The sequence below is a fragment of the Salmonella sp. 32020114201800008SM genome, assembly GCF_017572025.1.
GTDB classification, from domain to species: Bacteria; Pseudomonadota; Gammaproteobacteria; order Enterobacterales; family Enterobacteriaceae; genus Salmonella; species Salmonella enterica.
The window spans coordinates 97,107-123,196 of the sequence record NZ_JAGEQM010000002.1; the positions used below are offsets into that span (position 1 = coordinate 97,107).

General features: G+C 53.8%; 22 protein-coding genes. 9 read left to right on the forward strand and 13 right to left on the reverse strand.

The genetic code is table 11. The features are described from left to right. Positions 1 to 33: 33 nt before the first annotated feature. The 3 genes from actP to acs all read right to left on the reverse strand — a co-directional run bounded on the left by actP (position 34) and on the right by acs (position 4,192). Positions 34 to 1,683 carry a cation/acetate symporter ActP gene (gene actP, locus J4613_RS06460; RefSeq protein ID WP_000832536.1) on the reverse strand — a complete coding sequence of 550 codons (1,650 nt, stop codon included), beginning with the start codon at positions 1,681 to 1,683 and terminating at the stop codon, positions 34 to 36. Next, positions 1,680 to 1,994, reverse strand: coding sequence for a DUF485 domain-containing protein (locus J4613_RS06465; protein WP_000999620.1), 315 nt, complete (start codon positions 1,992 to 1,994; stop codon positions 1,680 to 1,682). The genes actP and J4613_RS06465 overlap by 4 nt, the downstream gene beginning before the upstream one ends. Before the next feature lie 239 nt (positions 1,995 to 2,233). Continuing rightward, positions 2,234 to 4,192, reverse strand: a complete 1,959-nt coding sequence (gene acs / locus J4613_RS06470) for an acetate--CoA ligase (RefSeq protein WP_000083877.1) — start codon at positions 4,190 to 4,192, stop codon at positions 2,234 to 2,236. A gap of 431 nt (positions 4,193 to 4,623) precedes the next feature. On the opposite strand from acs, the gene nrfA reads away from it, so the two are divergent. The 7 genes from nrfA (at position 4,624) to gltP (ending at position 12,846) form a co-directional block, all read left to right on the forward strand. Continuing rightward, the gene (gene nrfA / locus J4613_RS06475; RefSeq protein WP_000101775.1) at positions 4,624 to 6,060 is read left to right on the forward strand and encodes an ammonia-forming nitrite reductase cytochrome c552 subunit; all 1,437 of its coding nucleotides are present in this window, start codon (positions 4,624 to 4,626) and stop codon (positions 6,058 to 6,060) included. Between the two features lie 111 nt (positions 6,061 to 6,171). Continuing rightward, positions 6,172 to 6,738: a cytochrome c nitrite reductase pentaheme subunit gene (nrfB, locus tag J4613_RS06480; protein WP_001584172.1), complete on the forward strand. Its 567-nt coding sequence runs from the start codon at positions 6,172 to 6,174 to the stop codon at positions 6,736 to 6,738. Next, complete coding sequence (nrfC, locus tag J4613_RS06485) at positions 6,735 to 7,406, forward strand: cytochrome c nitrite reductase Fe-S protein (protein ID WP_001584173.1); 672 nt, start codon at positions 6,735 to 6,737, stop codon at positions 7,404 to 7,406. Before nrfB ends, nrfC begins: the two co-directional genes overlap by 4 nt. After that, on the forward strand, positions 7,403 to 8,359 hold the full coding sequence (nrfD, locus tag J4613_RS06490) for a cytochrome c nitrite reductase subunit NrfD (RefSeq protein WP_001584174.1): 957 nt from the start codon (positions 7,403 to 7,405) through the stop codon (positions 8,357 to 8,359). Before nrfC ends, nrfD begins: the two co-directional genes overlap by 4 nt. Beyond that, positions 8,352 to 10,574 (forward strand): heme lyase NrfEFG subunit NrfEF, encoded by a 2,223-nt coding sequence (gene nrfEF / locus J4613_RS06495; RefSeq protein WP_111742512.1) that lies wholly within the window; start codon positions 8,352 to 8,354, stop codon positions 10,572 to 10,574. The genes nrfD and nrfEF overlap by 8 nt, the downstream gene beginning before the upstream one ends. Beyond that, the gene (nrfG, locus tag J4613_RS06500) at positions 10,571 to 11,191 is read left to right on the forward strand and encodes a heme lyase NrfEFG subunit NrfG (protein WP_111742511.1); all 621 of its coding nucleotides are present in this window, start codon (positions 10,571 to 10,573) and stop codon (positions 11,189 to 11,191) included. Before nrfEF ends, nrfG begins: the two co-directional genes overlap by 4 nt. Before the next feature lie 344 nt (positions 11,192 to 11,535). Further along, entirely contained in the window at positions 11,536 to 12,846 is a 1,311-nt protein-coding gene (gene gltP / locus J4613_RS06505; protein ID WP_000793278.1) for a glutamate/aspartate:proton symporter GltP, read from the forward strand. Positions 12,847 to 13,003: 157 nt separating this feature from the next. On the opposite strand, the gene yjcO is transcribed toward gltP, so the two are convergent. From yjcO to J4613_RS06535, 6 genes are all read right to left on the reverse strand, one after another. Further along, complete coding sequence (yjcO, locus tag J4613_RS06510) at positions 13,004 to 13,693, reverse strand: Sel1 family TPR-like repeat protein YjcO (protein WP_000771454.1); 690 nt, start codon at positions 13,691 to 13,693, stop codon at positions 13,004 to 13,006. 176 nt (positions 13,694 to 13,869) lie between these two features. Beyond that, entirely contained in the window at positions 13,870 to 16,017 is a 2,148-nt protein-coding gene (locus J4613_RS06515; RefSeq protein ID WP_011233236.1) for a formate dehydrogenase H subunit alpha, selenocysteine-containing, read from the reverse strand. Between the two features lie 354 nt (positions 16,018 to 16,371). Continuing rightward, complete coding sequence (lpxO, locus tag J4613_RS06520) at positions 16,372 to 17,280, reverse strand: lipid A hydroxylase LpxO (RefSeq protein ID WP_000457031.1); 909 nt, start codon at positions 17,278 to 17,280, stop codon at positions 16,372 to 16,374. A 257-nt stretch (positions 17,281 to 17,537) separates the two neighbouring features. Next, a complete protein-coding gene (gene phnO, locus J4613_RS06525; RefSeq protein WP_001526214.1) occupies positions 17,538 to 17,972 on the reverse strand; it encodes an aminoalkylphosphonate N-acetyltransferase in 435 nt (144 codons plus the stop codon). Between the two features lie 151 nt (positions 17,973 to 18,123). Next, positions 18,124 to 18,567 (reverse strand): VOC family metalloprotein YjdN, encoded by a 444-nt coding sequence (gene yjdN / locus J4613_RS06530; RefSeq protein WP_001131299.1) that lies wholly within the window; start codon positions 18,565 to 18,567, stop codon positions 18,124 to 18,126. A 119-nt stretch (positions 18,568 to 18,686) separates the two neighbouring features. Then, positions 18,687 to 19,022, reverse strand: coding sequence for a zinc ribbon domain-containing protein YjdM (locus J4613_RS06535; protein WP_000056482.1), 336 nt, complete (start codon positions 19,020 to 19,022; stop codon positions 18,687 to 18,689). Between the two features lie 467 nt (positions 19,023 to 19,489). Between J4613_RS06535 and proP the strand changes: the two genes are divergently transcribed. Further along, positions 19,490 to 20,992, forward strand: a complete 1,503-nt coding sequence (gene proP / locus J4613_RS06540; RefSeq protein ID WP_000919710.1) for a glycine betaine/L-proline transporter ProP — start codon at positions 19,490 to 19,492, stop codon at positions 20,990 to 20,992. 69 nt (positions 20,993 to 21,061) lie between these two features. After that, the gene (pmrR, locus tag J4613_RS06545; RefSeq protein WP_000844399.1) at positions 21,062 to 21,151 is read left to right on the forward strand and encodes an LpxT activity modulator PmrR; all 90 of its coding nucleotides are present in this window, start codon (positions 21,062 to 21,064) and stop codon (positions 21,149 to 21,151) included. Between the two features lie 7 nt (positions 21,152 to 21,158). Here the strand turns inward: pmrR and pmrB are convergent, their stop codons facing one another. The 4 genes from pmrB to adiC form a co-directional block, all read right to left on the reverse strand. Next, positions 21,159 to 22,229 carry a two-component system sensor histidine kinase PmrB gene (gene pmrB, locus J4613_RS06550; protein ID WP_001212189.1) on the reverse strand — a complete coding sequence of 357 codons (1,071 nt, stop codon included), beginning with the start codon at positions 22,227 to 22,229 and terminating at the stop codon, positions 21,159 to 21,161. A 9-nt stretch (positions 22,230 to 22,238) separates the two neighbouring features. Next, a complete protein-coding gene (pmrA, locus tag J4613_RS06555) occupies positions 22,239 to 22,907 on the reverse strand; it encodes a two-component system response regulator PmrA (protein ID WP_000697899.1) in 669 nt (222 codons plus the stop codon). Next, positions 22,904 to 24,547 carry a phosphoethanolamine transferase EptA gene (gene eptA / locus J4613_RS06560; protein WP_111742510.1) on the reverse strand — a complete coding sequence of 548 codons (1,644 nt, stop codon included), beginning with the start codon at positions 24,545 to 24,547 and terminating at the stop codon, positions 22,904 to 22,906. The genes pmrA and eptA overlap by 4 nt, the downstream gene beginning before the upstream one ends. A gap of 133 nt (positions 24,548 to 24,680) precedes the next feature. Further along, positions 24,681 to 26,018, reverse strand: coding sequence for an arginine/agmatine antiporter (gene adiC / locus J4613_RS06565; RefSeq protein WP_000093130.1), 1,338 nt, complete (start codon positions 26,016 to 26,018; stop codon positions 24,681 to 24,683). Positions 26,019 to 26,090 lie beyond the last annotated feature (72 nt).

The following is a 26,090-nucleotide window of genomic DNA, read 5'->3' on the forward strand; positions in this document are numbered from 1 at the left end:
CTCCGACCCACAGGGCCGGAGGAAACGGTAAGATTAATGCGCCCGCCCTTGTTGTACGCCGAATCCCGTTTGGGAGCGAATAAACTGAGCGCGGAACTGCTCACGTTCACGGTTGCCTTCTGCCGAGTTATCGGTGGCCGAGAAGAACCAGATCCCCAGGAACGCCACGCTGATAGAGAACAGCGCCGGATACTCATACGGGAAGATTGCTTTTTCGTGGCCGAGGATCTGCACCCAAATGGTAGGGCCAAGAATCATCAGCACCACCGCTGTCAGTAAACCTAACCAGCCGCCCAGCATAGCGCCGCGCGTGGTCAGTTTTGACCAGTACATGGAAAGCAGAATGATGGGGAAGTTGCAGCTCGCGGCGATAGCAAACGCCAGGCCCACCATAAAGGCGATGTTTTGATTTTCAAACAGGACGCCGAGGATAATGGCGATCACGCCCAGCACCAGGACGGTGATTTTCGACACCTTCAGCTCTTCACGTTCGGTTGCGCCTTTGCGGAACACGTTAGCGTACAAATCATGCGACACCGCCGATGCGCCCGCCAGCGTCAGACCGGCGACCACTGCCAGAATGGTGGCAAACGCCACTGCCGAAATAAAGCCGAGGAACAGGTTACCGCCTACCGCGTTGGCCAGATGTACCGCCGCCATGTTATTGCCGCCAATCAGCGCGCCCGCGGCATCTTTATAGGCGGGATTCGCCCCCACCAGCATGATAGCGCCGAAGCCGATAATAAAGGTCAGAATGTAGAAATAGCCCATAAAACCGGTGGCGTAGAACACGCTCTTGCGCGCTTCGCGGGCATCGCTGACCGTAAAGAAACGCATCAGAATATGCGGCAAGCCGGCGGTGCCGAACATCAGTCCCAGACCCAACGACAACGCCGAAATCGGATCTTGCACCAACCCTCCTGGGCTCATAATCGCCGTGCCTTTCGGGTGTACCGCCATGGCTTCGGTAAACAGATTATTGAAGCTAAAGCCGACGTGTTTCATCACCATAAAGGCCATAAAACTGGCGCCAAACAGCAACAGGACGGCTTTGATAATTTGCACCCACGTTGTCGCCAGCATCCCGCCGAACAGCACGTACATCATCATCAGCACGCCGACCAGCACTACGGCGATGTGATAGTTGAGGCCGAACAGCAGTTCAATCAGTTTACCGGCGCCGACCATTTGGGCGATGAGATAAAGCGCCACCACTACCAGGGAGCCACAGGCCGAAAGAATACGGATTGGCCCCTGTTTCAGGCGATAAGAGGCAACGTCAGCAAAAGTATAACGTCCCAGATTACGCAGGCGCTCGGCAATCAAAAACAGGATGATTGGCCAGCCGACAAGGAAGCCCAGCGAATAGATCAGACCGTCATAACCGGAGGTAAACACCAGCGCGGAAATGCCGAGAAATGACGCGGCGGACATATAGTCGCCGGCAATCGCCAGGCCGTTCTGGAATCCGGTGATATTGCCGCCAGCGGTGTAGTAGTCGCTACGGGAACGTACGCGTTTAGAGGCCCAGTAGGTAATACCGAGCGTAAACACGACGAAAATCAAAAACATGATAATCGCCTGCCAGTTGGTGGGCTGGCGTTCAACCGCGCCGCTAATGGCATCCGCCGCATGAGCGGCGAAGGGGAGTGCGGCGGCAAGCGCCGTCAGAACTCTCTTCATAATGCTTTCACCTCATGCAGTACGGCGTTATTAAGACGATCGAATTCGCCGTTCGCCCGCCAGATATAAATTCCGGTCAACACAAAAGAAATCACAATCACCCCGACGCCAATGGGAATTCCTCGGGTGACGCTGGTTCCCGCATGTAGAGGCGTGCCCAGCCAGCCAGGCGCGAAGGCGATCAGTAAAATAAAGCTGATATAAACCGCCAGCATGATAACCGACAGAATCGTGGCAAACCGTTGCCGTTTTTCAACTAATTCCCTGAAACGCGCACTGTCTTCTATCCGCTGATAAATTTGGTCATTCATCACAGAGCTCTCCAGAGGTCCCCCTGCGTCTTTCGCGCTACAGGCGCGTTGGCCGCACTCGCGCGCCCCAGCCACATAGTGAACTATGCTGCTGAGGGTGTGCTCGCTTGCCGCCTTCCTGTAACACGAAATCCTTTGGGGGAGGGTTTTTTATATTTCCCTCTCCCGGTTTGAGAGAGGGCAGGGGTAGGGTCGTAGGCCGGATAAAACGCGTTCGCGTTGCCATCCGGCATTTATGGTTATGACGGCATCGCGATGGCCTGCTTCTCTTCGAGCAGTTTCTCCACCACGCCAGGATCGGCGAGAGTCGAGGTATCGCCCAGATTGCTGGTATCGCCCGCCGCGATTTTGCGCAAAATGCGGCGCATAATTTTGCCGGAACGGGTTTTTGGCAGTGAGTCGGTCCAGTGCAGCACGTCCGGCGTCGCCAGTGGGCCAATCTCTTTACGTACCCAGTTGCGCACCTCCGCGTACAGTTCTGGCGACGGCTCCTCGCCGTGGTTGAGCGTCACATAAGCGTAAATCGCCTGGCCTTTGATAGCGTGTGGAATACCCACCACCGCCGCTTCGGCGATCTTCGGATGCGCCACCAGCGCCGATTCGATTTCCGCCGTACCCAGACGGTGGCCGGAGACGTTTAACACGTCATCCACGCGACCGGTGATCCAGTAATAGCCGTCTTCATCGCGACGAGCGCCGTCGCCGCTGAAATACATATTCTTAAAGGTAGAGAAATAGGTCTGCTCAAAACGTTCATGATCGCCGAACAGAGTGCGCGCCTGGCCCGGCCAGGAATCGGTGATGACCAGATTGCCTTCCGTCGCGCCTTCTTGCGGATGGCCTTCGTTATCCACCAGCGCAGGCTGTACGCCAAAGAAAGGACGGGTGGCGGAACCGGCTTTCAGTTCGATAGCGCCTGGTAGCGGCGTGATCATAAAACCGCCTGTTTCAGTCTGCCACCAGGTGTCGACGACCGGACATTTTTCCTTGCCGATCTTCTTCCAGTACCATTCCCACGCTTCGGGATTGATCGGCTCGCCGACGGAACCCAGAATGCGCAGTGAAGAACGGTCGGTGCCTTCAATGGCTTTATCGCCTTCCGCCATCAGCGCGCGGATGGCCGTCGGGGCGGTATAGAGAATGTTGACCTGGTGTTTGTCGACCACCTGGCACATGCGAGCGGGCGTTGGCCAATTCGGCACGCCTTCAAACATTAAGGTGGTCGCGCCGCAGGCCAGCGGGCCATACAACAGATAGCTGTGCCCCGTCACCCAACCTACATCGGCGGTACACCAGTAAATATCGCCAGGGTGATAATCAAAGACATACTTAAAAGTGGTCGCGGCGTAGACCAGATAGCCGCCGGTGGTGTGCAGCACGCCTTTCGGCTTGCCGGTGGAGCCGGAGGTATAAAGGATAAACAGCGGATCTTCGGCATTCATCGCTTCAGGCTGGTGCTCAGGGCTGGCTTTTTCAATCAAATCGCGCCACCACAGGTCGCGGCCTTCTTGCCAGTCAATGTCGCTGCCGGTGCGCTTCAGGACGATCACATGCTCAACGCTAGTGACATTCGGGTTTTTCAGCGCGTCATCGACATTCTTTTTCAGCGGGATACTACGTCCGGCGCGTACACCTTCGTCAGCGGTGATCACCAGCCGCGAGCTGGAGTCGATAATGCGTCCGGCGACGGCTTCCGGCGAGAAGCCCCCGAAGATCACCGAATGCACCGCGCCGATGCGGGCGCAGGCCAACATTGCCACCGCCGCTTCCGGCACCATCGGCATATAAATCGCTACCACATCGCCTTTTTTAATGCCCAGATCCAGCAGCGTATTCGCGAAACGGCAGACATCGCGATGCAGTTCGCGATAAGAGATATGTTTACTCTGCGACGCGTCATCGCCTTCCCAGATAATGGCGGTGCGATCGCCATTTTCCTGCAAATGGCGGTCAAGACAGTTCGCCGCCAGATTCAGCGTGCCGTCCTCGTACCATTTAATCGACACATTGCCTGGCGCAAAGGAGGTGTTTTTCACTTTTTGGTACGGCGTGATCCAATCGAGAATTTTTCCCTGTTCGCCCCAAAACGTATCGGGGTCGTTAATAGACTGTTTATATTTAGTCTCATACTGCTCTGGATTTATCAGGCAACGATCCGCAATGTTGGCGGGAATGGCGTGTTTATGTGTTTGGCTCATGCTGTTGTTCTCCTTGTAGGATGTTAATAATATGTCGCATAAACGTTAAATGTAGGGTCTTAATAAGTTTTGTTTAGTATTTGGGCGACAGATCACGCAAAAAGGGAACTGTGCAAATAAGCAGCAATCTATTTTTTGATTGTGTCCCGCAAAATTAGATAAATTTTCGGGATAACATGACGTTATATGAAATTTTTTAAAAAAGTGATCCGTGTCCGGAAATCAGAAAAGAGAGGGAGTTTTGTCCAGGTTACTAACTCTAAAGTGGTATTTTACATACACTTACAATTGATTAAAGACAACATTTTAAGTGTGGTTATTTGTTACACATAGAGGAGATCAATGTAATAACAGTATTTGTGCGGTTGCTGTTATGGAAAACGATAAAAAATCGCCATTAAAGATAATGGCGCAATCTGGATGAGACCTCTATGGCAAGGAAAACACTACGCGCACGCCGTTTCTTCAGCCTTATATTTCCTTTTTTCTTCATTACCTCTGTTTACGCTGAGCAAACGCCTGAATCCGCAAAAACCGTTACTGTTGAAGCGAAAAATGAAACGTTCGCGCCTCAACACCCCGACCAATATCAGTCATGGAAAGCGACGTCAGAACAGTCTGCCCGTGAAGATGCGCTGGCGGAAGACCCTCGTCTGGTGATCCTGTGGGCGGGCTATCCCTTCTCCCGTGACTACAACAAACCACGCGGCCACGCGTATGCGGTAACTGACGTGCGCGAAACGCTGCGTACCGGCGCGCCAAAAACGGCGGAAGACGGCCCGTTGCCGATGGCCTGCTGGAGCTGTAAAAGCCCTGATGTCGCGCGCCTTATCCAACAAGAAGGCGAAGACGGCTACTTCCATGGCAAATGGGCGCGCGGCGGCCCGGAAATTGTCAACGATTTGGGCTGTGCCGACTGTCATAACACCGCGTCGGACGATTTCGCCCAGGGGAAGCCAGCGTTAACGTTGTCGCGCCCCTATGCTGAACGGGCGATGGAGGCTATCGGCAAACCGTTTGATAAAGCAGGACGGTTTGATCAGCAATCGATGGTTTGCGGCCAGTGCCACGTGGAGTACTACTTTGACGGTAAAAACAAAGCCGTTAAGTTCCCGTGGGATGAGGGCATGAAGGTCGAAAATATGGAGCAATACTACGACGCCATCGCCTTCTCTGACTGGACTAACTCGCTGTCGAAAACCCCAATGCTCAAAGCGCAGCACCCGGAATATGAAACCTGGAGCGCGGGCATTCACGGTAAGAACAACGTGACCTGTATCGACTGTCACATGCCGAAAGTACAGAACGCCGAAGGCAAGCTCTACACCGACCATAAAATCGGCAACCCGTTCGACAATTTCGCGCAAACCTGCGCCAACTGCCACACCCAGGACAAAGCGTCCCTGCAAAAAGTGGTCGCCGAGCGTAAACAGGCGATTCATGACCTGAAAATCAAGGTTGAAGATCAGCTGGTACATGCGCACTTCGAAGCGAAAGCCGCATGGGATGCGGGGGCGACAGACGCGGAAATGAAACCGATTCTGAACGATATTCGCCACGCGCAGTGGCGCTGGGATCTGGCGATTGCGTCACACGGTATTCATATGCATGCCCCGGAAGAAGGTCTACGGATGTTAGGCAGTGCGATGGATAAAGCCGCGGATGCCCGTACTAAACTGGCGCGACTGTTGGCGACCAAAGGCATTACCCATGAAATTCCGCTGCCGGATATTTCGACGAAAGAGAAGGCGCAGAAAGCGATTGGTTTGAATATGCAACAAATCAACGCGGAGAAGCAGGACTTCCTGAAAACGGTCGTACCGCAGTGGGAAGATCAGGCGCGTAAAAACGGTCTGTTAAGCCAATAACCTCACATGTGACAAATTTGCCGGATGACAGCGCAAGCGCTTTATCCGGCCTACAGAAGTCTTGTAGGCCTTAAAGCTGCGCGCCATCAGGCATTATGTAATGGAGTGAATATGAGCGTATTACGTTCGTTATTAACTGCTGGGGTGCTGGCGTCAGGCCTGTTCTGGAGCCTGAGTGGAATCACTGCCACGCCAACGCCGCAGGAGTCGGATCAACGCTGGACGGTCACCCAGCAGCGTAATCCGGATGCTGCCTGTCTGGACTGTCACAAGCCGGACACCGAAGGTATGCACGGTAAACATACGGGCGCTATCAACCCGAACAATAAATTGCCGATAACCTGTACCAACTGCCACGGTCAACCGTCGCTTCACCACCGTGAAGGGGTGAAAGATGTGATGCGTTTTAACGACCCGATGTATACGGTAGAGCAGCAGAACAGCGTCTGTATATCCTGCCACTTGCCTGAACAACTGCAAAAAGCGTTCTGGCCGCACGATGTTCATGTTACTAAAGTGACCTGCGCCAGTTGCCATTCCCTGCATCCGCAGCAAGACACGATGCAGACGCTAAGCGAGAAAGGGCGGATCAAAATATGCGTGGATTGCCATAGCGATCAGCGTACTAACCCGCACTTTAATCCGGCGTCCGTTCCGTTGCTTAAGGAGCAGCCATGAGTTGCACCCGACGTCAATTTATTACCCGTGTCGGCGCGCTGGCGGCGGTCAGTGGGATGGCAGGACGCGTTGTAGCGAACACGTTGAATATTAACGGCGTGCGTTATGGCATGGTACACGATGAGTCATTATGCATCGGCTGCACGGCCTGCATGGATGCCTGTCGGGAAGTCAACAACGTGCCGGAAGGCGTATCGCGCCTGACGATTATTCGCAGCGAGCCGCAGGGGACGTTTCCTGATGTGAAATATCGCTTCTTCCGCCACTCGTGCCAGCATTGCGACCATGCCCCCTGCGTTGACGTCTGCCCGACCGGCGCATCATTCCGCGATGCCGCCAGCGGTATTGTCGACGTGAACCTGGACCTTTGCGTCGGCTGCCAGTACTGCATTGCCGCGTGTCCCTACCGCGTGCGCTTTATCCATCCGGTCAGTAAGACGGCGGATAAGTGCGATTTCTGCCGGAAAACCAACCTGAAAGCGGGCAAACAGCCCGCCTGCGTTGAGTCATGTCCGACGAAGGCGCTGACATTTGGTAATCTGGACGATCCCAACAGCGATATCTCCCGTTTGTTGCGGCAGAAAACCACCTACCGCTACAAGCTGGCGCTGGGCACAAAACCGAAGGTCTACCGCGTTCCCTTTAACTATGGGGAGGTGAGCCAATGACATCCGCTTCTGCATTTCATTTTGCATCACTGGTGTGGGACTGGCCCATCGCCATCTATCTGTTCCTGATTGGCATCTCCGCCGGACTGGTTACGTTGGCGATTCTGCTGCGCCGCTTCCATCCGGAGGCGGGCGGTTCGGACAGCACGCTGCTGCGCACTACGCTGGTGTTAGGGCCGGGGGCGATTATTCTTGGTCTGCTGATTCTGGTCTTCCACCTCACGCGCCCGTGGACCTTCTGGAAGCTGATGTTTCACTACAGCTTTACCTCGGTGATGTCGATGGGGGTGATGCTGTTCCAGCTTTACATGGTGGTCCTGATACTGTGGCTGGCGAAAATCTTTGAAAAAGAGGTGATTGCCCTGCAGCAGCGTTGGCTGCCGCGGTTAGAGATCGTGCAGAAAGTGTTGGCGCTAATAACGCCGTTCCACCGTGCGCTGGAGACGTTAATGCTGGTACTGGCGGTTCTGCTCGGGGCGTACACCGGCTTTCTGCTGTCGGCGCTGAAATCCTATCCGTTCCTGAATAACCCGATCCTGCCGGTGCTGTTCCTGTTCTCCGGCATCTCCTCCGGCGCGGCGGTGGCGCTGATCGCTATGGCGTTACGCCATCGTAGCAACCCGCACAGCACCGAGGCGCGCTTTGTACATCGCATGGAAACCCCAGTGGTATGGCTGGAGATCTTCCTGCTGGCGGCCTTTTTTATCGGGCTGGCGCTGGGCGATGACGGCAAAATGCGCGCGCTGGCGGCGGCGCTGGGCGGCGGATTCTGGAGCTGGTGGTTCTGGCTTGGCGTCGTAGGGCTGGGATTGATTATCCCGCTGCTGCTGAAACCCTGGGCAAATCGTAGCGTCACGTTTCACGGCGTGCTGGCCGTTTGCGTCGCCAGTTTGACCGGCGTGCTGTTGCTGCGCTTTTTCATTCTTTATGCGGGACAGCTAACGGTTGCATAATCTGGACATCTTCCTTCCTGAAGCCGGATTTCTGGCGCTGTTGTTGAGTCTCGGGGTCAACGTGTTGACCCCGCTGGCGACGTGGTGCGGGATGGGGCTGCACTGGCGCGGCGTCATGCGCCTGACGACCTGCGGCGCGTGGACGGCGTTCACGCTGCTGCTACTGGCGTTTGCGATTCTGTTTAGCTGTTTTCTGACCAGCGATTTTTCGGTCGTTTATGTTGCGCAGCATAGCCATAGTCAGTTGTCATGGGGGCTGAAACTGGCGGCGGTATGGGGCGGTCATGAAGGCTCGCTCCTGCTGTGGGCGCTGCTTCTTTCGGGGTGGACGGCGCTATTCGCCTGGCGCTCCCGGCATGAATCTGACGCGCTTTTTCCGCTGACCCTGAGCGTCTTGTCCCTCATTATGGCTTCGCTGCTGCTATTTATTGTGCTGTGGTCCGATCCGTTCCTGCGTATTTTCCCTCCCGCCATGGAAGGGCGCGACCTTAATCCCATGCTGCAACATCTGGGGCTGATCTTACATCCGCCGCTGCTCTATCTGGGTTATGGCGGCCTGATGACCGCGGCGAGCGTAGCGCTGGCTTCGCTACTGTGCGGCGGCTTTAACGCCGCAACCGCCTGGGTTTGCTGGCGCTGGGCGTTACCGGGTTGGTGCGCTCTGACGCTGGGGATCATTCTCGGATCGTGGTGGGCGTATTGCGAACTGGGCTGGGGCGGCTGGTGGTTCTGGGACCCGGTGGAAAATGCCTCGTTGTTGCCGTGGCTTGCCGCCAGCGCCTTGCTGCACAGTCTGTATGTCAGCCGCCAGCGCGGGAGCTTCCGTCACTGGTCGTTGCTGCTGGCGATACTGACGCTGATCCTCTCGTTGCTGGGAACGCTGATTGTGCGTTCCGGCATTCTTGTTTCGGTACATGCCTTTGCGCTGGATAACGTGCGCGCCGCGCCGCTGTTTGCGCTGTTTAGCGTATTGAGCCTGGCGTCGCTCGGGTTGTACGCCTGGCGAGGCCAGCAAATTCGCCAGAATGCGCGTTTTGGCGGCTGGTCGCGTGAGATGCTTATTCTGGTCGCGCTATTACTTTTTTGCGCGGTGCTACTGATTGTGCTGATTGGCACGCTCTATCCGATGATTTACGGGTTGTTCGGCTGGGGAAGGCTTTCGGTGGGCGCGCCCTATTTTAATCGCGTCACGCTGCCGTTTGGCCTGCTGATGCTGGTGGTTATCGTGCTGGCGACAATCAGAAGCCGCAAAGTCTCTGTGCATCGTCAGCTTCCGGCGTTGCTGGCGCATACGGGCGTATTTATCTTCGCCGCCGGGATCATGGTTTCCAGCGGCAGTCGGCATGAAATCAGTCTTAACCTCAGCCCCGGGCAGCAGGTGGTACTGGCGGGCTACATTTTCCGCTTTGAGCGTCTGGATCTGGAGGCCAAAGGCAACTACACCAGTGAAAAAGCGCGGATCACGTTGTGGCGGAATGAAAAACGCATTGGCAGCCTGCAGCCTGAAAGGCGCTTCTATGCCGCGCGTCGTCAACAGATGATGGAGCCGGGGATTCACTGGAACCTGCTACATGACTGGTACGCGGTGATGGGCGAAAAAACCGGACCGGATCGTTACGCCATGCGCTTATACGTGCAGACCGGCGTGCGCTGGATCTGGGGAGGGGGATTGTTGATGGTGTTTGGCGCGCTGCTGAGCGGATGGCGGGGGAGGAAGCATCCTGAGTTATTGCCTGATGGCGCTGCGCTTATCAGGCCTACGAGTGAAAAGCATGGTAGGCCGGATAAGGCGTTTACGCCGCCATCCGGCAAGTCGATGTTACTTGTGGCTTTTCTGATTTTTCTGCCTTTTAGCACCCACGCCCAGGTGGTGGATACCTGGCGCTTTGACAATCCGCAACAGCAGGAAAAAGCGCTATCTATTGCCAGTCAACTGCGCTGTCCGCAGTGTCAGAACCAGAATTTGCTGGAATCCAATGCGCCCGTGGCGGTCAGTATGCGCCATCAGGTTTACAGCATGGTGGCCGAAGGTAAAAGCGAAGCGGAAATCACCGCCTGGATGACCGACCGTTATGGTGATTTCGTACGCTACAACCCGCCGTTGAATGAGCAAACGCTGCTGTTGTGGGCGCTGCCGTACCTGCTGTTATTGCTGGTGGGCGTGGTGGCCTGGCGGGTGAGAAAGCGTCAGCACGCAGGAGAGGGGGAACAATGAGCCAGTCTGAACACTCCACTGCGCCGTTACGTCCCATGCCCGTAAAGCGTCTGGCGGCTGCGGCGGTGTTGATGGTGGCTGCCTGTGTCGGCGGCTATCTGTTGACGCCGAAATGGCAGGCTGTGCGTAGCGAGCAACAGCGTCTGGCCGATCCGCTACGTGACTTTACGAACCCGCAAACGCCAGAGGCGCAGCTTTCCAGGCTGCAAGAAAAAATCCGCGCCAATCCGCAGGATAGCGAGCAATGGGCGCGGCTGGGCGAGTATTATCTCTATCGCAATGCGTATGACAATGCGCTGCTGGCATATCGTCAGGCGTTGCGTCTGCGAGGCGATAACGCGCAGCTTTTCGCCGCGCTGGCAACGGTGCTGTATTACCAGGCCGGGCAACATATGACGCCTGCGACGCATGAAATGATTAATAAAGCGTTAGCGCTGGATGCGACAGAAGTGACCGCGCAGATGCTGCTGGCGGCGGATGCGTTTATGCAGGCGGATTATGCGCAAGCCGTGTCGCTGTGGCAAACCTTACTGGATGCTAACTCGCCGCGAGTGAATCGCGCGCAGCTGGTAGAGGCCATTAATTTGGCTAAATTGTTACAAAATCGGCAGAAATAATTTTTTCTTTTTTGTGACTTTTGTCATGTGTGCTGTTTAAAAAAACGGCGAATGAGACACAAGTAAAAATTAATTACCTCAGTGTATTATTCGTTTTTGACGAAGTAAAAAACTTTCCATAACAAATAGTTATTCATCATTAACGCCATAAACTCGCGTTATTATGCATAAAAACAGCCAAAAGCCCTGTTATGAAAGGGTTGCGCAAGACGCTATGCAAATGATACTGATTATGCGCGTTAAAAAACTCTACAAACCAACGCAACACAAATCATACCCTTTCAGTATGTATTGCTCTCATGCTTTCGGCGGAGAGCAACGCTTCATCGAGGAAGTCTGTTGTTATGAAAAATTTGAAAGTCAGCCTGGCCTGGCAAATTTTGCTGGCTATGGTGCTGGGCATTCTGTTGGGCAGCTATCTGCATTATCACAGTGACAGTCGTGAATGGCTGATTGCCAACCTGCTGTCGCCTGCTGGCGATATCTTTATCCACCTGATTAAAATGATCGTCGTGCCGATCGTGATCTCGACTCTGATTGTCGGCATCGCCGGCGTTGGCGATGCGAAACAGCTAGGCCGTATCGGCGCCAAAACCATTCTCTATTTTGAACTGATCACCACGGTGGCGATTATCCTCGGCATTACGCTGGCGAATGTCTTTCAGCCAGGCTCAGGCATTGATATGTCGCAACTGGCGACCGTCGATATTTCGAAATACCAGAACACCACGGCGGAAGTACAAAGTCATGCGCATGGGCTGATGGGGACGATACTGTCGCTGGTGCCGACCAATATCATCGCATCGATGGCCAAAGGGGATATGCTGCCAATTATCTTTTTCTCGGTCCTGTTTGGGCTGGGGTTGTCGTCCCTGCCGGCAACGCACCGCGAACCGCTGGTGACGGTATTTCGTTCCATCTCTGAAACCATGTTTAAAGTCACCCATATGGTGATGCGCTATGCGCCAGTGGGCGTTTTTGCGCTGATCGCCGTCACGGTGGCGAATTTTGGTTTCGCGTCGCTGTGGCCGCTGGCGAAACTGGTGCTGCTGGTACACTTTGCCATTATCTTCTTTGCGCTGGTGGTGCTGGGCATCGTGGCGCGCCTGTGCGGGTTAAGTATCTGGATTCTGATTCGCATTCTGAAAGATGAATTGATTCTGGCGTACTCGACCGCCAGTTCCGAGAGCGTACTGCCGCGCATTATCGAGAAGATGGAAGCTTACGGCGCGCCAGCCTCTATCACCAGTTTCGTGGTACCGACCGGTTACTCATTTAACCTCGACGGCTCCACGTTATACCAGAGCATCGCCGCCATTTTTATCGCGCAGCTATACGGTATCGACCTGTCGCTGTGGCAGGAAATTGTACTGGTGCTGACGCTGATGGTGACGTCGAAAGGGATTGCCGGCGTGCCTGGCGTTTCCTTCGTGGTGTTACTGGCGACGCTGGGCAGCGTGGGCATTCCGCTGGAAGGGCTGGCGTTTATCGCCGGTGTCGACCGTATCCTCGACATGGCGCGTACTGCGCTAAATGTGGTGGGGAATGCGCTGGCGGTGCTGGTGATCGCCAAGTGGGAACACAAGTTTGACCGCAAAAAAGCGCTGGCCTACGAGCGCGACGTGCTGGGCAAATTTGATAAGACCGCCCAATAACGGATTGCCGAATGGCGCTTTGCTTATCCGGCCTACAGAGAAAGAGAATGTAGGCCGGATAAGGCGTTCACGCCGCCATCCGGCAACCTGCTCCGGTTTGCCTGATGGCGCTACGCTTATCAGGCCTACAACGACTACGTTCATCCGGCAATAAACATCAGCCATTCGTTAGCGTTTCGAACTCTTCGCAACCGGTATCAAACCCTTCCAGACAGCTTAGATTCAACCAATGCAACGCCTTCTGCTTGTTCTTTTCAATAAAGCCCGGTTCTCCGTTTAAAAACATCATTCCCGCCCAGTATTCTGAATAGCCGGTACGGGAAATAGCGGAACTGCGTTTGAAATACCAGGCGGCTTTTTCATCATCGGCGGCAATGCCCACGCCGTTGGCGTAAATCAGGCCAAGCAACATTTGCGCATCCACCGCGGAGTCGTTATCCAGATCTTCAGAGGCCTTTTGCAGCAGCGAGATGGCTTTTGGGTAGTCCGGACGCCCGGCCTGGGTGTTGACCAGGATCCGCGCCAGCGTAATTTCTCCCGCTTTACTGCCCGCGTTAGCCGCCTTTTCAGCCAGCTTTTTCGCGTCGGGATAATCCAGGCTTACCGGATTAGTGATTTTGATTTGCGCCAGTAGCGCGCAGGCGTCGGCGTCGCCACTGTCGGCGGCTTTTTGCGCCCAGTATTCAGCTTTGTTCAAATCGCCATAGCTCAACCAACTGTCGGCCAGAAAATATTGCGCGCGTCTGTCACCTGCCTCTGCTGCCTGCAAATACTGGCTACCCGGCTCAGGATCTGCGGCATGGGCAAAGAATGTCATAAACAACATCAATGCAAGAAGTAGTTTCATTTTGAATTTTATTTAGGGTACGGAAAAGACAGTATAAAGAGATCGTATGGATAAAAAAACAGCCTCTGGGCGGAGGCTGTTATAGGGAAAATGCCTGATGGCGATGTTAATGCATCTAATCAGGCCTACAGTAGACGCAGGCCGAATAAAGCATTCTGATGCCGCCATCCGGCAGATCAACCCATTGCGCTTTCGCGCAGGCGGGTTTTCAGCTTGTTGTACTCATCAATCACATACTGCTCGGCGGCTCGCTGATCGGCGATCGGCTCAACGCGTACGGCGCAGTATTTGTACTCCGGCGTTTTGGTAATCGGGCTGAGGTTTTCAGTCACCAGCTCGTTACAGGCGCCAATCCACCACTGGTAGGTCATGTAAATCGCCCCTTTGTTCGGGCGATCGCTGACCTGCGCGCGGGTGATGATTTTGCCTTTGCGCGAATGAACCCACACCAGCGCTTCATCTTCAATGCCCAGACGCGCGGCGTCGGCGGTATTGATTTGCGCATAGCCCGGTTCATCGGCCAGCGCGGCCAGCGCCGCACAGTTACCGGTCATTGAGCGGCAGGAGTAGTGGCCGACTTCGCGCACCGTCGACAGTACCATCGGGTACTCTTCGGTGAGTTTATCGATAGGCGCTACCCAGTCGCAGGTGAAGAACTGCGCCAGACCGTTGGGGGTATCGAACTTCTCTTTAAAGAGGTACGAGGTTCCCTGATCGGCATCCGACGTGTCGCGGCACGGCCACTGGATATAGCCCAGTTCGCCCATTTTCTCGTAAGTGGCGCCGTAGAAATCCGGGCACAGATGACGCAACTCATCCCAGATCTCCTGGGTGTTGTTGTAGTGCATCGGATAGCCCATCCGGGTGGCGATTTCACTGATAATCTGCCAGTCGGTTTTCAGGTCCCACTTCGGCTCAACGGCTTTAAAGAAGCGCTGGAAGCCACGGTCAGCCGCAGAGAAGACGCCTTCATGCTCGCCCCAGGAGGTAGAGGGTAAAATCACATCCGCCGCCGACGCGGTTTTGGTCATGAAGATATCCTGCACGATGACCAGTTCCAGATCCTCAAACGCTTTACGTACTGCAGAGAGTTCCGCATCGGTTTGCAGCGGATCTTCACCCATAATGTACGCCGCGCGCACTTCGCCATGCGCCGCACGGTGCGGCAGCTCGCTGATGCGATAGCCGGTATGCGCAGGCAGACTTTCTACGCCCCAGGCTTTAGCGAACTTCTCGCGGTTTTCCGGGAACTTAACGTACTGGTAGCCCGGATAAGTATCCGGGAGCGCGCCCATATCGCACGCGCCCTGAACGTTGTTCTGGCCGCGAACCGGGTTAACGCCCGCGCTTGGCTTGCCGAGGTTGCCGGTCAGCATCGCGAGGCTGGTCAGTGAACGCACGGTTTCCACACCCTGATAGAACTGGGTGACGCCCATACCCCACAAGATCGCTGCGCTTTTCGCGCTGGCATACATCCGCGCCGCCTGACGAATTTCCTGTGCGCTCACGCCAGTGATCTCTTCGACGGACTCCGGCGTATAGCCTTCGACAATCTTACTGTACTCTTCAAAACCTTCGGTACGGCTGGCGACAAACGCTTTGTCGTACAGGTTTTCTTCAATAATGACATGCCCCATTGCGTTGAGCAGCGCGATATTCGAGCCGTTTTTCAACGCGATATGCATGTCAGCGATGCGCGCGGTTTCAATTTTGCGCGGATCGCAGACGATAATTTTCGCCCCATTGCGTTTAGCGTTAATCACATGATTCGCCACGATAGGGTGGGAATCCGCCGGGTTATACCCGAAGACGAACACTAAATCAGTGTTATCAATTTCGTTAATCGCATTACTCATTGCGCCGTTACCGACCGATTGGTGCAGACCTGCAACCGATGGGCCGTGTCAGACGCGAGCGCAGCAGTCAACGTTATTGGTACCAATAACGGCGCGTGCGAATTTTTGCATTACATAGTTGGTTTCATTTCCGGTACCGCGAGAGGAGCCGGTTGTCTGGATTGCATCCGGACCGTACTTCGCTTTGATGGCGCTCAAACGTTCAGCGACGTAATTGAGCGCTTCATCCCAGGAAACAGATTCCAGTTTGCCGCCACGCTGGCGACGGATCATTGGGGTTTTCAGGCGCGGGGTCAGGATCTGGGTATCATTAATAAAATCCCAGCCGTAGTAGCCCTTCAGACACAGGGTACCCTGGTTGGTTTTCCCCTGCGCCGCCTCAGCCCGGACGATTTTGCCGTTATCGACCACCAGATTGATTTTGCAACCTGATGCGCAATACGGGCAAACCGTGACGACTTTTTTCATCGGTTTCGCTCCAGTTAATCAAATCGCGCATACGCGCTGTCGCCCTCAGTATGCATGTTTTATGCCACTTTTTTAGTATGGGCTTTCCCTGATATTACGGGCGAATTTTGCTCAAAACCCTGACGAAAAACAGGCTATCGTCAGTTTTGACGTGTCGAAAGAAAATGCCGCATGACATTTATTATGAGGAGAAACGCTGAGCGCAGGCCAGATAAGGCGGAGCCGCCATCCGGCAATCTGCTCTGCCTGAAGTGGAAATTACCCGGATGGATAGACTCAAGGCCAGGGAACGCTTTGAGACTAACGCCAGGATAGAACAGGCCGCGGCAGGCAGTGCCATACCGCGGCCCGGCTTCAGAGGAGGCTGAAAAGGATTATCGCGGCAAAAATAGCGGCAATAACGAGATATTTCAGCGCGTAATAGAGAGTGCGGTTTTTCTTTTTCAGCCGTTGCCCGGCATCGCGTGCTGCGTGAACGTATTTAAAGATGCGATTAATCGCACCGGTGCGATCGTTCTCGTCGTTTGGCGAACTGGCGGCGGACATCAACGATGCGCCGACCCAGTGGTTTACGCTCTGCGCCCAGCGCCATTTCATTGGGCGCTCAATATCGCAAAAGAGGATAATACGCGTCTGCTCAGTTTTATTTTCCGCCCAATGAACGTAGGTTTCGTCGAAGATGACGGCTTTGCCGTCGCGCCAGCTATGGCGCTGTCGATCAACTTCAATAAAACAGCGGTCGTCATTCGGTGTGCTTAATCCAAGATGGTAACGTACTGAACCGGCATAGGGGTCGCGATGTTTTCCCAGATAGGCCCCGGGAGGCAACTCGGCGAACATCGCCGCTTTAATAGAGGGGATGCTGTTGACCAGCTTTGTCGTTATCGGGCATAACGTTTCCGCCGACGGGTGGGCATCGGAATACCATTTAAGGTAAAACCGTTTCCAGCCGCGCTTGAAAAAGGTGTTGAATCCGGCGTCGTTATTGGCCTGCGCGGCTTTTATGTGATGCTGAAGCCGTAGCGCCTCTTCACGAATCACCTGCCAGTTTTCCGTCAGCTTCTGCAGCTCTGGAAATGCCGTGGTATCAAAGTACGGCTGCTTTGCCGGTAACGTTGAGAAGCGAGTCATGAACATATTGATCGGCGCCATAAACGTCGAGTGGTCAAAGAGCTGACGGGAAAGTTTTTGTTTTTCCACCCCGCGTGAATGCGCATAAATGACGCTGATAATAAAAATACCGATAATGATTGCTGCGAACATAACGTCACTGTCCTTCTAAGAAAACCTCATCCCGGGATTTTCAGGCAACCCTCCCGGTGATGCCAAAGAGAAAAGTGTAGTTCGTTGACAATAAATTTACATTTCTACAACTTAAAAGGGCCATTTTTGCTAAAGAAGCGAGTCAGCCCGTTTAACCTTTATCCAGGCTTGCCGACAGTAGAATTGAGATGACTCCGCTACTTCACCCGGTGACGGTTGATTACGTTATGCCTTATCTCCTGATGACGGCTGCCAGATCACAATGCTTTCGTAAACCGAAAATGACTTTGCTTGTAACCTTCGCGAAGATAAAAACGGTGTGCATCGCGGCGTTTAATATTTGTGGAAAGCTCCGTTAGCTCCGCCCCCGCCTGACGTGCTTCTTCTTCTGCCCAGGCCAGAAGCTGACTGCCAATTTTTTGCCCCCGCATCGGCGGTAATACCACCAGCTCCTGAATTTCGCCAATCCAGTTGGCATGATGGAGATGAAACTGCATATGCAGGCTGATCATGCCGACTACCTCTCCGTTGCGCAGCGCTAAACGATAATGAACGTTGGGGTCCAGTAAATTAGCGGCGAATCCATCCCTGAAAGCCTGATAATCAAGCTCATTTTTAAGTAACTCACAGATAAGCGCGTAAACAGAATCGGTATCCTCTGTTGTCGCGTGGCGTAATTCACAGACTGGCATAATGTCCTCCCGACGCTTCATCAGGATCAACCATCTTTCGACAGACTGTAGCAAACTACCGTCATTATTTATTCTATGACAGTTAAACGGCGGATAACGTACAGCCAAAGATCACTCTGATGGCAAGGGGGAGGGCGAGCCTCCCGGGGAATTAGGTGGCAGGCTGATGTTTAACCACGTTAATCATCCACGGCACACCGAAACGATCGCTGACCTTGCCGAAACCCTGCGCCCAGAAGGTCTCCTGCCAGTCCATTTCGATTTGCCCTTGTGCGGCAAGGTTATCAAACCAGCGCTTCCCTTCTGCTACATCCTGGGTATCAAGCACCAGCGTAAAGCCGGAATAATGCGCCCTTCCCGACGCGCTGGCATCACTCATCATGATATCGCTGCCGGCAATGCGCATGTTGGCGTGGGCGATAGCAGTATCGGGAAAGCGCATTCCTGACGGGCAGCCCTCTTCGTTATCCGCCGCCGAGGGGGGCATTTCACCGAAGCTGAGTTTATAAAGCAGTTCTGCGCCTAACGTTTGTTGATAATACGCGATGGCGTCGGCACAGTTGCCGGCAAAAGAGAGATAGGGACTTAACGGCATGATGGTTACCTCAGGTAAGAGATGCTCGTTAAGTGTAGTTCGAAATTGGCACAATATTGTCGGTGGCAGGGCCGCTCAGGCCCGGTAAGCGAGGCGCTACCGGGCAATGACGCGGTAAATCAGTTCTTTTTCACGAACTCGGATTTCAGTTTCATCGGGCCAAAACCATCGATTTTGCAGTCGATGTTATGGTCGCCTTCAACCAGACGAATGTTCTTCACTTTGGTGCCGATTTTCAGCATGGAAGAGCTACCTTTTACTTTCAGATCTTTCACGATGGTGACGCTATCGCCGTCCGCCAGCAGGTTGCCGTTGGCGTCTTTGACAATCAGCTCATCGCTCTCCTGAGCGGGTTCCGCATCGTTCCATTCGTGAGCGCATTCCGGGCAGATGAACATGCCGTTATCTTCATAGGTATATTCGGAGTTACATTGCGGGCAGTGGGGTAATGACATGTTGGTATCCTCAAAAAGTCAGCGGGGGCAAACGCGCCCAAAAATGGCAGATCGCCGAAAAAGGCCGCAATTATACACAAAATCCTTAGCGTTGTCGGGACTATTGCCGCTTTTATAAAAGGGGCTGCGCTACGCCAGTCAGCAATGGTTTACACTCGAATAACCGCTTTTTTACTGTCACCACAGCGCATTAGGGCGTCCTTATTTACACCTTTTGACCGAATTGACATATATGTGTGAAGTTGATCACATATTTAAACCCTGTTAGGGTAAAAAGGTCATTAACTGCCCATTCAGGCGTCAACAGGTTCGGTTGTACAGTCCGTAACCGGACAGTGTAAGTAAACCTGCTACGCTTGTATGAGGGATAGCGTTCGCGCCCCTCCCTCCGCTCGACGGCGACGCTGGCGCGGTATGCCAGTGCCCGCCGTATATAGCGCTACAGGGCTTAGCCTATGAGGACAGCTATGCTGAAAAGGAAAAAAATAAAACCGATTACACTGGGCGATGTGACCATCATTGATGATGGTAAACTTCGCAAAGCGATTACCGCCGCCTCGCTGGGCAACGCGATGGAGTGGTTTGATTTTGGTGTTTATGGATTTGTTGCCTACGCGTTGGGTAAAGTCTTTTTCCCCGGCGCCGATCCCAGCGTTCAAATGATTGCCGCGCTGGCCACGTTTTCCGTTCCCTTCCTGATTCGTCCGCTCGGCGGGTTATTCTTTGGTATGCTCGGCGATAAATACGGGCGCCAGAAGATCCTGGCGATCACGATTGTGATTATGTCGATCAGTACCTTCTGTATCGGGTTAATCCCCTCTTACGCGACGATCGGTATCTGGGCGCCAATACTGTTGTTGCTGTGTAAAATGGCGCAGGGCTTCTCGGTTGGCGGGGAATATACCGGCGCGTCGATCTTTGTCGCGGAATATTCGCCGGATCGTAAACGCGGATTTATGGGAAGCTGGCTGGATTTTGGTTCTATCGCCGGATTCGTGCTGGGCGCGGGCGTGGTGGTCTTAATCTCGACGATTGTCGGCGAGGAGAATTTCCTGGAGTGGGGCTGGCGTATTCCGTTCTTTATCGCCCTGCCATTGGGAATTATTGGTCTCTACTTACGCCATGCGCTGGAAGAGACGCCAGCGTTTCAGCAGCACGTGGATAAACTGGAGCAGGGCGACCGCGAAGGGTTGCAGGATGGGCCGAAAGTCTCCTTTAAAGAGATTGCCACCAAACACTGGCGTAGCCTGTTGTCATGTATCGGTCTGGTGATTGCCACCAACGTGACCTACTACATGCTACTCACCTACATGCCGAGCTACCTGTCGCATAACCTGCACTATTCTGAAGATCACGGCGTGTTGATTATCATCGCCATTATGATCGGGATGCTGTTTGTGCAGCCGGTGATGGGGCTGCTGAGCGACCGTTTCGGTCGACGTCCATTTGTGATTATGGGCAGCATTGCGCTGTTTGCGCTGGCGATCCCGGCCTTCATCCTGATTAACAGTAACGTTATTGGCCTGATTTTTGCCGGTTTGTTGATGCTGGCGGTGATTCTGAACTGCTTTACCGGGGTGATGGCCTCGACATTGCCGGCGATGTTTCCGACGCATATTCGTTACAGCGCGTTGGCGGCGGCTTTTAATATCTCTGTATTGATTGCCGGTCTGACGCCAACGCTGGCGGCCTGGCTGGTGGAAAGCTCGCAGGATCTGATGATGCCGGCGTATTATTTGATGGTCATCGCGGTGATAGGCTTGATTACCGGTATTTCCATGAAAGAAACGGCCAATCGTCCGTTAAAAGGCGCAACGCCAGCGGCGTCGGACATTCAGGAAGCGAAGGAAATTCTGGGCGAGCATTACGATAATATTGAGCAGAAAATCGACGACATCGATCAGGAAATTGCGGAGCTGCAGGTCAAACGTTCGCGTCTGGTACAGCAACATCCGCGTATCGATGAATAAATTTCGCGCTTAAGGTTCGCTTAATCTCTCGCGGGCATACTCTCCTCCATACCTTTGGAGGAGAGCGTCATGAAAAGCTATATTTATAAAAGTTTGACGACCCTGTGTAGTGTGCTGATTGTCAGCAGTTTTATCTATGTGTGGGTCACGACGTATTAAACGCCTGTTATGCCTTTTTCAACAGCACCCAGGCACGGGTGCCTGTTCTTTCCGTACGGTTTTGCAGGAAAAACTGTCCCTGATGTAGCTGGGTGATGCGGCTGACGATACTCAGCCCCAGGCCAATTCCGCCATAACGGCTGTCCATCCGCACGAACGCTTCGCTTAGCTTCCCGCATTTGCTTTCATCAATACCCGGCCCCTCGTCTTCGACCGCCATAATAGCGTCGGGGTCGGCGCTAATGTGGATAGTGATATGGGTTCCTTCAGGGCTATAGCGATGCGCGTTTTCCACCAGATTTCGCAACAGCATACGCAGTAACGTCGCATCACCGCGCACCACCACGTCCGCCGCGCTTTCCGGCAGCAACAGAGTTTGCTGGCGCGTTTCCAGCATGGTGTTCAGCTCATCGTAGGAGGGGAGGATCACATCTTCCAGCAGTTTTACTTCCTGATAATTCCCGGAAGAGAATGACTGGCCCACGCGCGCCAGTTGCAGAAGCTGGGAGACGCTATCCATCATCTGGTCAAGACGGGCGATAAGCGGCGCGACATCAACATTGTGGGTTTTTGACAATAATTCCAGGTGCAAACGCACCCCCGACAGCGGCGTGCGTAGCTCATGGGCCACATCGGCGGTAAAAAGGCGTTCATTGTCGAGCGTGGTGGTCAAACGCGTAACCAGTTGATTGATCGCCGAGACGACGGACTCAATCTCAAGCGTGGAGCTGTGAATGGCGATCGGCGCCAGATTATCCGCCGTCCGCGCTTCCAGCTCTTTTTGCAGTTCGGCGAGCGGACGGGTAATACGCCGTACCGCCTGGTAACAAATTAGCAGCGTCAGGCTAACCATAAATACGCCGGGGACGATCAGGCTGGCGACCGCCTCGCGAATTTCGTGCATGATATGGCGATCGTTGTTGCGATTATCCCGCAGCGCCTGCTCGAACAATTGGATTTGCTCAGTGCTTTCATGCCATAACCAGAAGGTACTGATTAACTGGAACACCAGCAGAATAAGACCAATTGTCAGCATTAAACGCTGGCGAAGGGTCATCGCTCTTCGCTGAAAACGCATCAGGCTCACTTAGCTTTCCTCAGTGGCAACCAGCATGTAGCCAAACCCGCGAACCGTGCGAATGCGCGACTTGCCGACTTTGTCGCGCAAATTATGTATATGCACTTCCAGCGTGTTGGTCGAGGGTTCGTTATCCCAGTTGTAGATATCGTTATAAAGAATTTCCCGGTGCACCGGACTGCCTGCCTTGAGCATCAACCGTGAGAGCAACGCGTACTCCTTAGGCGTCAGGGTCAGTTCCTGTCCATCCCTCCATGCCTGATGGCGGCCTATATTGAGCGTCAGATTGCCAACCGTCAGTTCACTTTCACCCTGGTTATTATGGCGGCGCAGCAGTGCGCGGATGCGGGCGTGCAACTCCTCCAGGGCGAAGGGTTTAACCAGATAATCATCTGCGCCGACATCCAGCCCGGTAATGCGGTCATTGAGCGTATCGCGGGCGGTCAGAATGAGTACTGGCAGGGTATATTTTTTCTGTCGGATTCGCGTCAGGAAATGCAGGCCATCCTCATCGGGCAGCCCTAAATCCAGCACCATCAGACTGTAATGACCAGACTCCAGACTATGCTCGGCGGCACGCGCTGTCGAAACGCCATCACACGCATAGCCTTCGGTTTGCGCGGCGAGTATTAACCCCTGTAATAATAGCGTGTCGTCTTCAACAATCAGTATCTTCATTCGCTTAGTCTCCTGCACGGTTGCAGAATATCATCTGCGGCCTGGTAATACGTCGTTTGTACGCCGGTTAATCCCAGCATGGTTGAGAAAAGATTGTCCTGTGAATAATCCAGCGTGCTCGCCCGTTTTTGCAGGCAGGCCTGATCCACCTGATAACGCTGTTGATAATCTTTAGAAAGCCAAATGAGCATCGGGACATGTTTTTGCGTATCCGGCGCAATGGAATACGGCAAACCGTGTAAATAAACGCCATTTTCACCCAATGATTCGCCGTGATCGGAAAGATAGACCAGGCTGGTGGTGAATTTATCCTGATGAGATTTCAGCAGGTTAATGGCTTTATCTACAATATAGTCCACGTACAGCACGGTATTATCATAGGTGTTGATCAACTGCTCTTGGGAACAGTTCTGAATTTCGTTAGTGTCACAGGTTGGGGTAAATTTTTTAAACTGCGGTGGATAACGGTTGTAATAGGTTGGGCCGTGGCTGCCGATGGTATGTAATACAATAACGCCATCGCCTTTCAAATGGTCGATATAGTCTTCCAGACCGTGAAATAACACTTCATCGTAGCACTCGCCGTCGATACATTGTCCGGGCAGGTTTAGCTCGGTGACATTTTGATGCGGAACGCGATCGCATGCGCCTTTACAGCCGCCGTCATTATCATTCCACAGTACGTTAATCCCCGCGCGCTGGATAATATCCAGCAGCCCTTCCTGGTGATGCGCCAGCTCTTCGTCATAATGTTTGCGCGGCATATCAGAAAACATGCAGGGAACGGAGATCGCGGTCGCCGTACCGCAAGAGGTGGTATGCGGGAAGTAGATCACATCGTCTTTCGCCAGCCGCGGATTGGTGTCGCGCGGATAGCCGCCAAGAGAGAAATCATCGCCGCGCGAGGTTTCGCCAACGATGAGAATCGTCAGGTTTTTGCGATCGCCTTTCAGCATTAATGGATTGCGATGGGCATCCTCGCCAATGCGTACCAGCGGCAAATTCGCCAGCCGTTGATGCGAATACCATGACCAACTGGCGACAATACTGTTCGATGGGCTTAACGCTTTGATCAACTGTTTATTATTTCGAAATAGCGAGGCGTAATCTTTATAGAAAAAGGCGGCGACCAGAATAACTAATAAAATAGAGATCAGGACGCTGGCCAGGCGGTAAAGCCCGCTCCGTAAGCGCGGCGTCGCCGGACGGATTTTGACCCAGAAGGCAATCACGGCTGCCAGAACGCCGCTTAATCCCAGAGTCAGCACCATTTGCGGCGTCATCAGCGCAAAGGTTTCCGCGGGCGTGGTATCCATCATATTGGCGATCATGGAGCGATCGATGATGATGCCGTAAGTCAAAATAAAATACTGCGCGGCAGCGCCGACCAGAATAAAAACGCAGGCCAGCGGTCGGTTTAGCCAAATAAATGAGGCCAGCGTCAGCACACTATTGACCACGCTAAACGCGACGACCGGCATGGAAATAAACACCAGCACATTGCGCAGCGAGTTTAACGGTAGGTCTTGTAGTACCTGCTTGTAGAACGCAATGTTCAGGCAGACGGCAATATAAAAGGAAAAAAGCAGAAGCCAGGCGATTTGCCCAAGAACAGGTCTTTTAAGAAAGCGCTTTAACATGTTGATGCGTCCATCGATTCGGTGACGCTAATCGTGACAAAGTAAAATTAAGTGAACCTTAAGAACTTAATGTTGGTGGCGGCCGGATAACCTGCGCTATCCGGCCTGTTGCGATAACATTAACTACACGTGGTCAATCCTGTTTAACCGGCGCATCCAGCGGATACGGGTTTTTGTGAATGCGGTTGTAGTTCAACGCATACAGCGCGGTGATCACCATCAACGTGACGAACGACCACATCACTTCTTTGGCGCCGGAACCGATGACCGCCCAGATGCAATACACAAACGCGACGAAGGTAATCAGCAGATACAGCGGGCGCGCTTTACCAAAGTGACCGTGGCCCAATAGCAACAGCGCGGCACAGGTGTAAAGATAAGGCACCAGGGTGAAGATAACCGACACGGAGGAGACCAGACCAAACTCTTTCGCGGCGTTCGGCGACATACTGCTGAACTGGAAGATAGTCATCAGCACGCCGACGATAAGCAACCCAGCCACTGGCGTACCGGCTTTATTAACCCGTGCGAAGATTGGCGGGAAGAGACCATCGTCCGCCGCCGCTTTTGCGGTTTGACCGGCAAGCAGCGTCCAGCCGCCGAGAGAGCCCAGGCAACCTGCTGCCGCACAGAAGGAAACAATAGCCCCTGCGGTATCGCCCAGCGCCATACGCGCCGCGTCACCGAAAGGCGATGCCGACACGCGCAGCGCCGCGTTGGGGATCATCCCCATAATCGCCGTTGTGGAGAGCACATAGCAGACGGCGGCGATCAGTACCCCGCCGATGGTGGCGATAGGCACATTGCGTTTCGGGTTTTTGACCACCCCGGCCGCAACGGAGGCGCTTTCTACCCCGATGAATGACCACAGCGTAACGTTCAACGTGCTTTGAATCGCCCCGAAGGTATTCATGCCGCTCACGTTCCAGGCCGCCATATAGGTTTCGCCTTTAAACCAGAACCAGCCGAAGACCGCAATCCCTACGATAGGCACCAGCGCCAGTACGGTGGCGACGGCCTGTACGCGGGTAATCATTTTCGGCCCGACGATGTTCAGCAGAACAAAAATCCACAGCACCGCGACGCAGGTAAGCGTTAATACCAGCGGATCTTTCAGAATCGGGAAGAAATAGCTCAGATAGCCGACGCCGATAACGACCATCGCGATATTACCGATCCAGCATGCCAGCCAGTACAGCACGTTCGTTTGATAGCCCAAAAACGGCCCGAAGCAGCGGCGTGCGTAGGCATAAGAACCGCCGGGACTGGGATCTAAGGACGACATTTTGGCATAAACCATCGACAGCGCCAGGGCGCCGATGATAGTGACCAGCCATCCGTAGATTGCAATCCCGCCAGTGGCCGCCAGGTTGGCAGGGAGTAAGAATACCCCTGAACCCATAATATTCCCCGATACCATTAAGGTGACGGGGATTAGGCCCACTTTGTGAGCATCAGCATCCGAAGACATAATTTGGACTCCTGAAAAGGTGACTTCGTTACGATAAATTACGTCGTATCATACCCCCTCAGAATGCCGCTG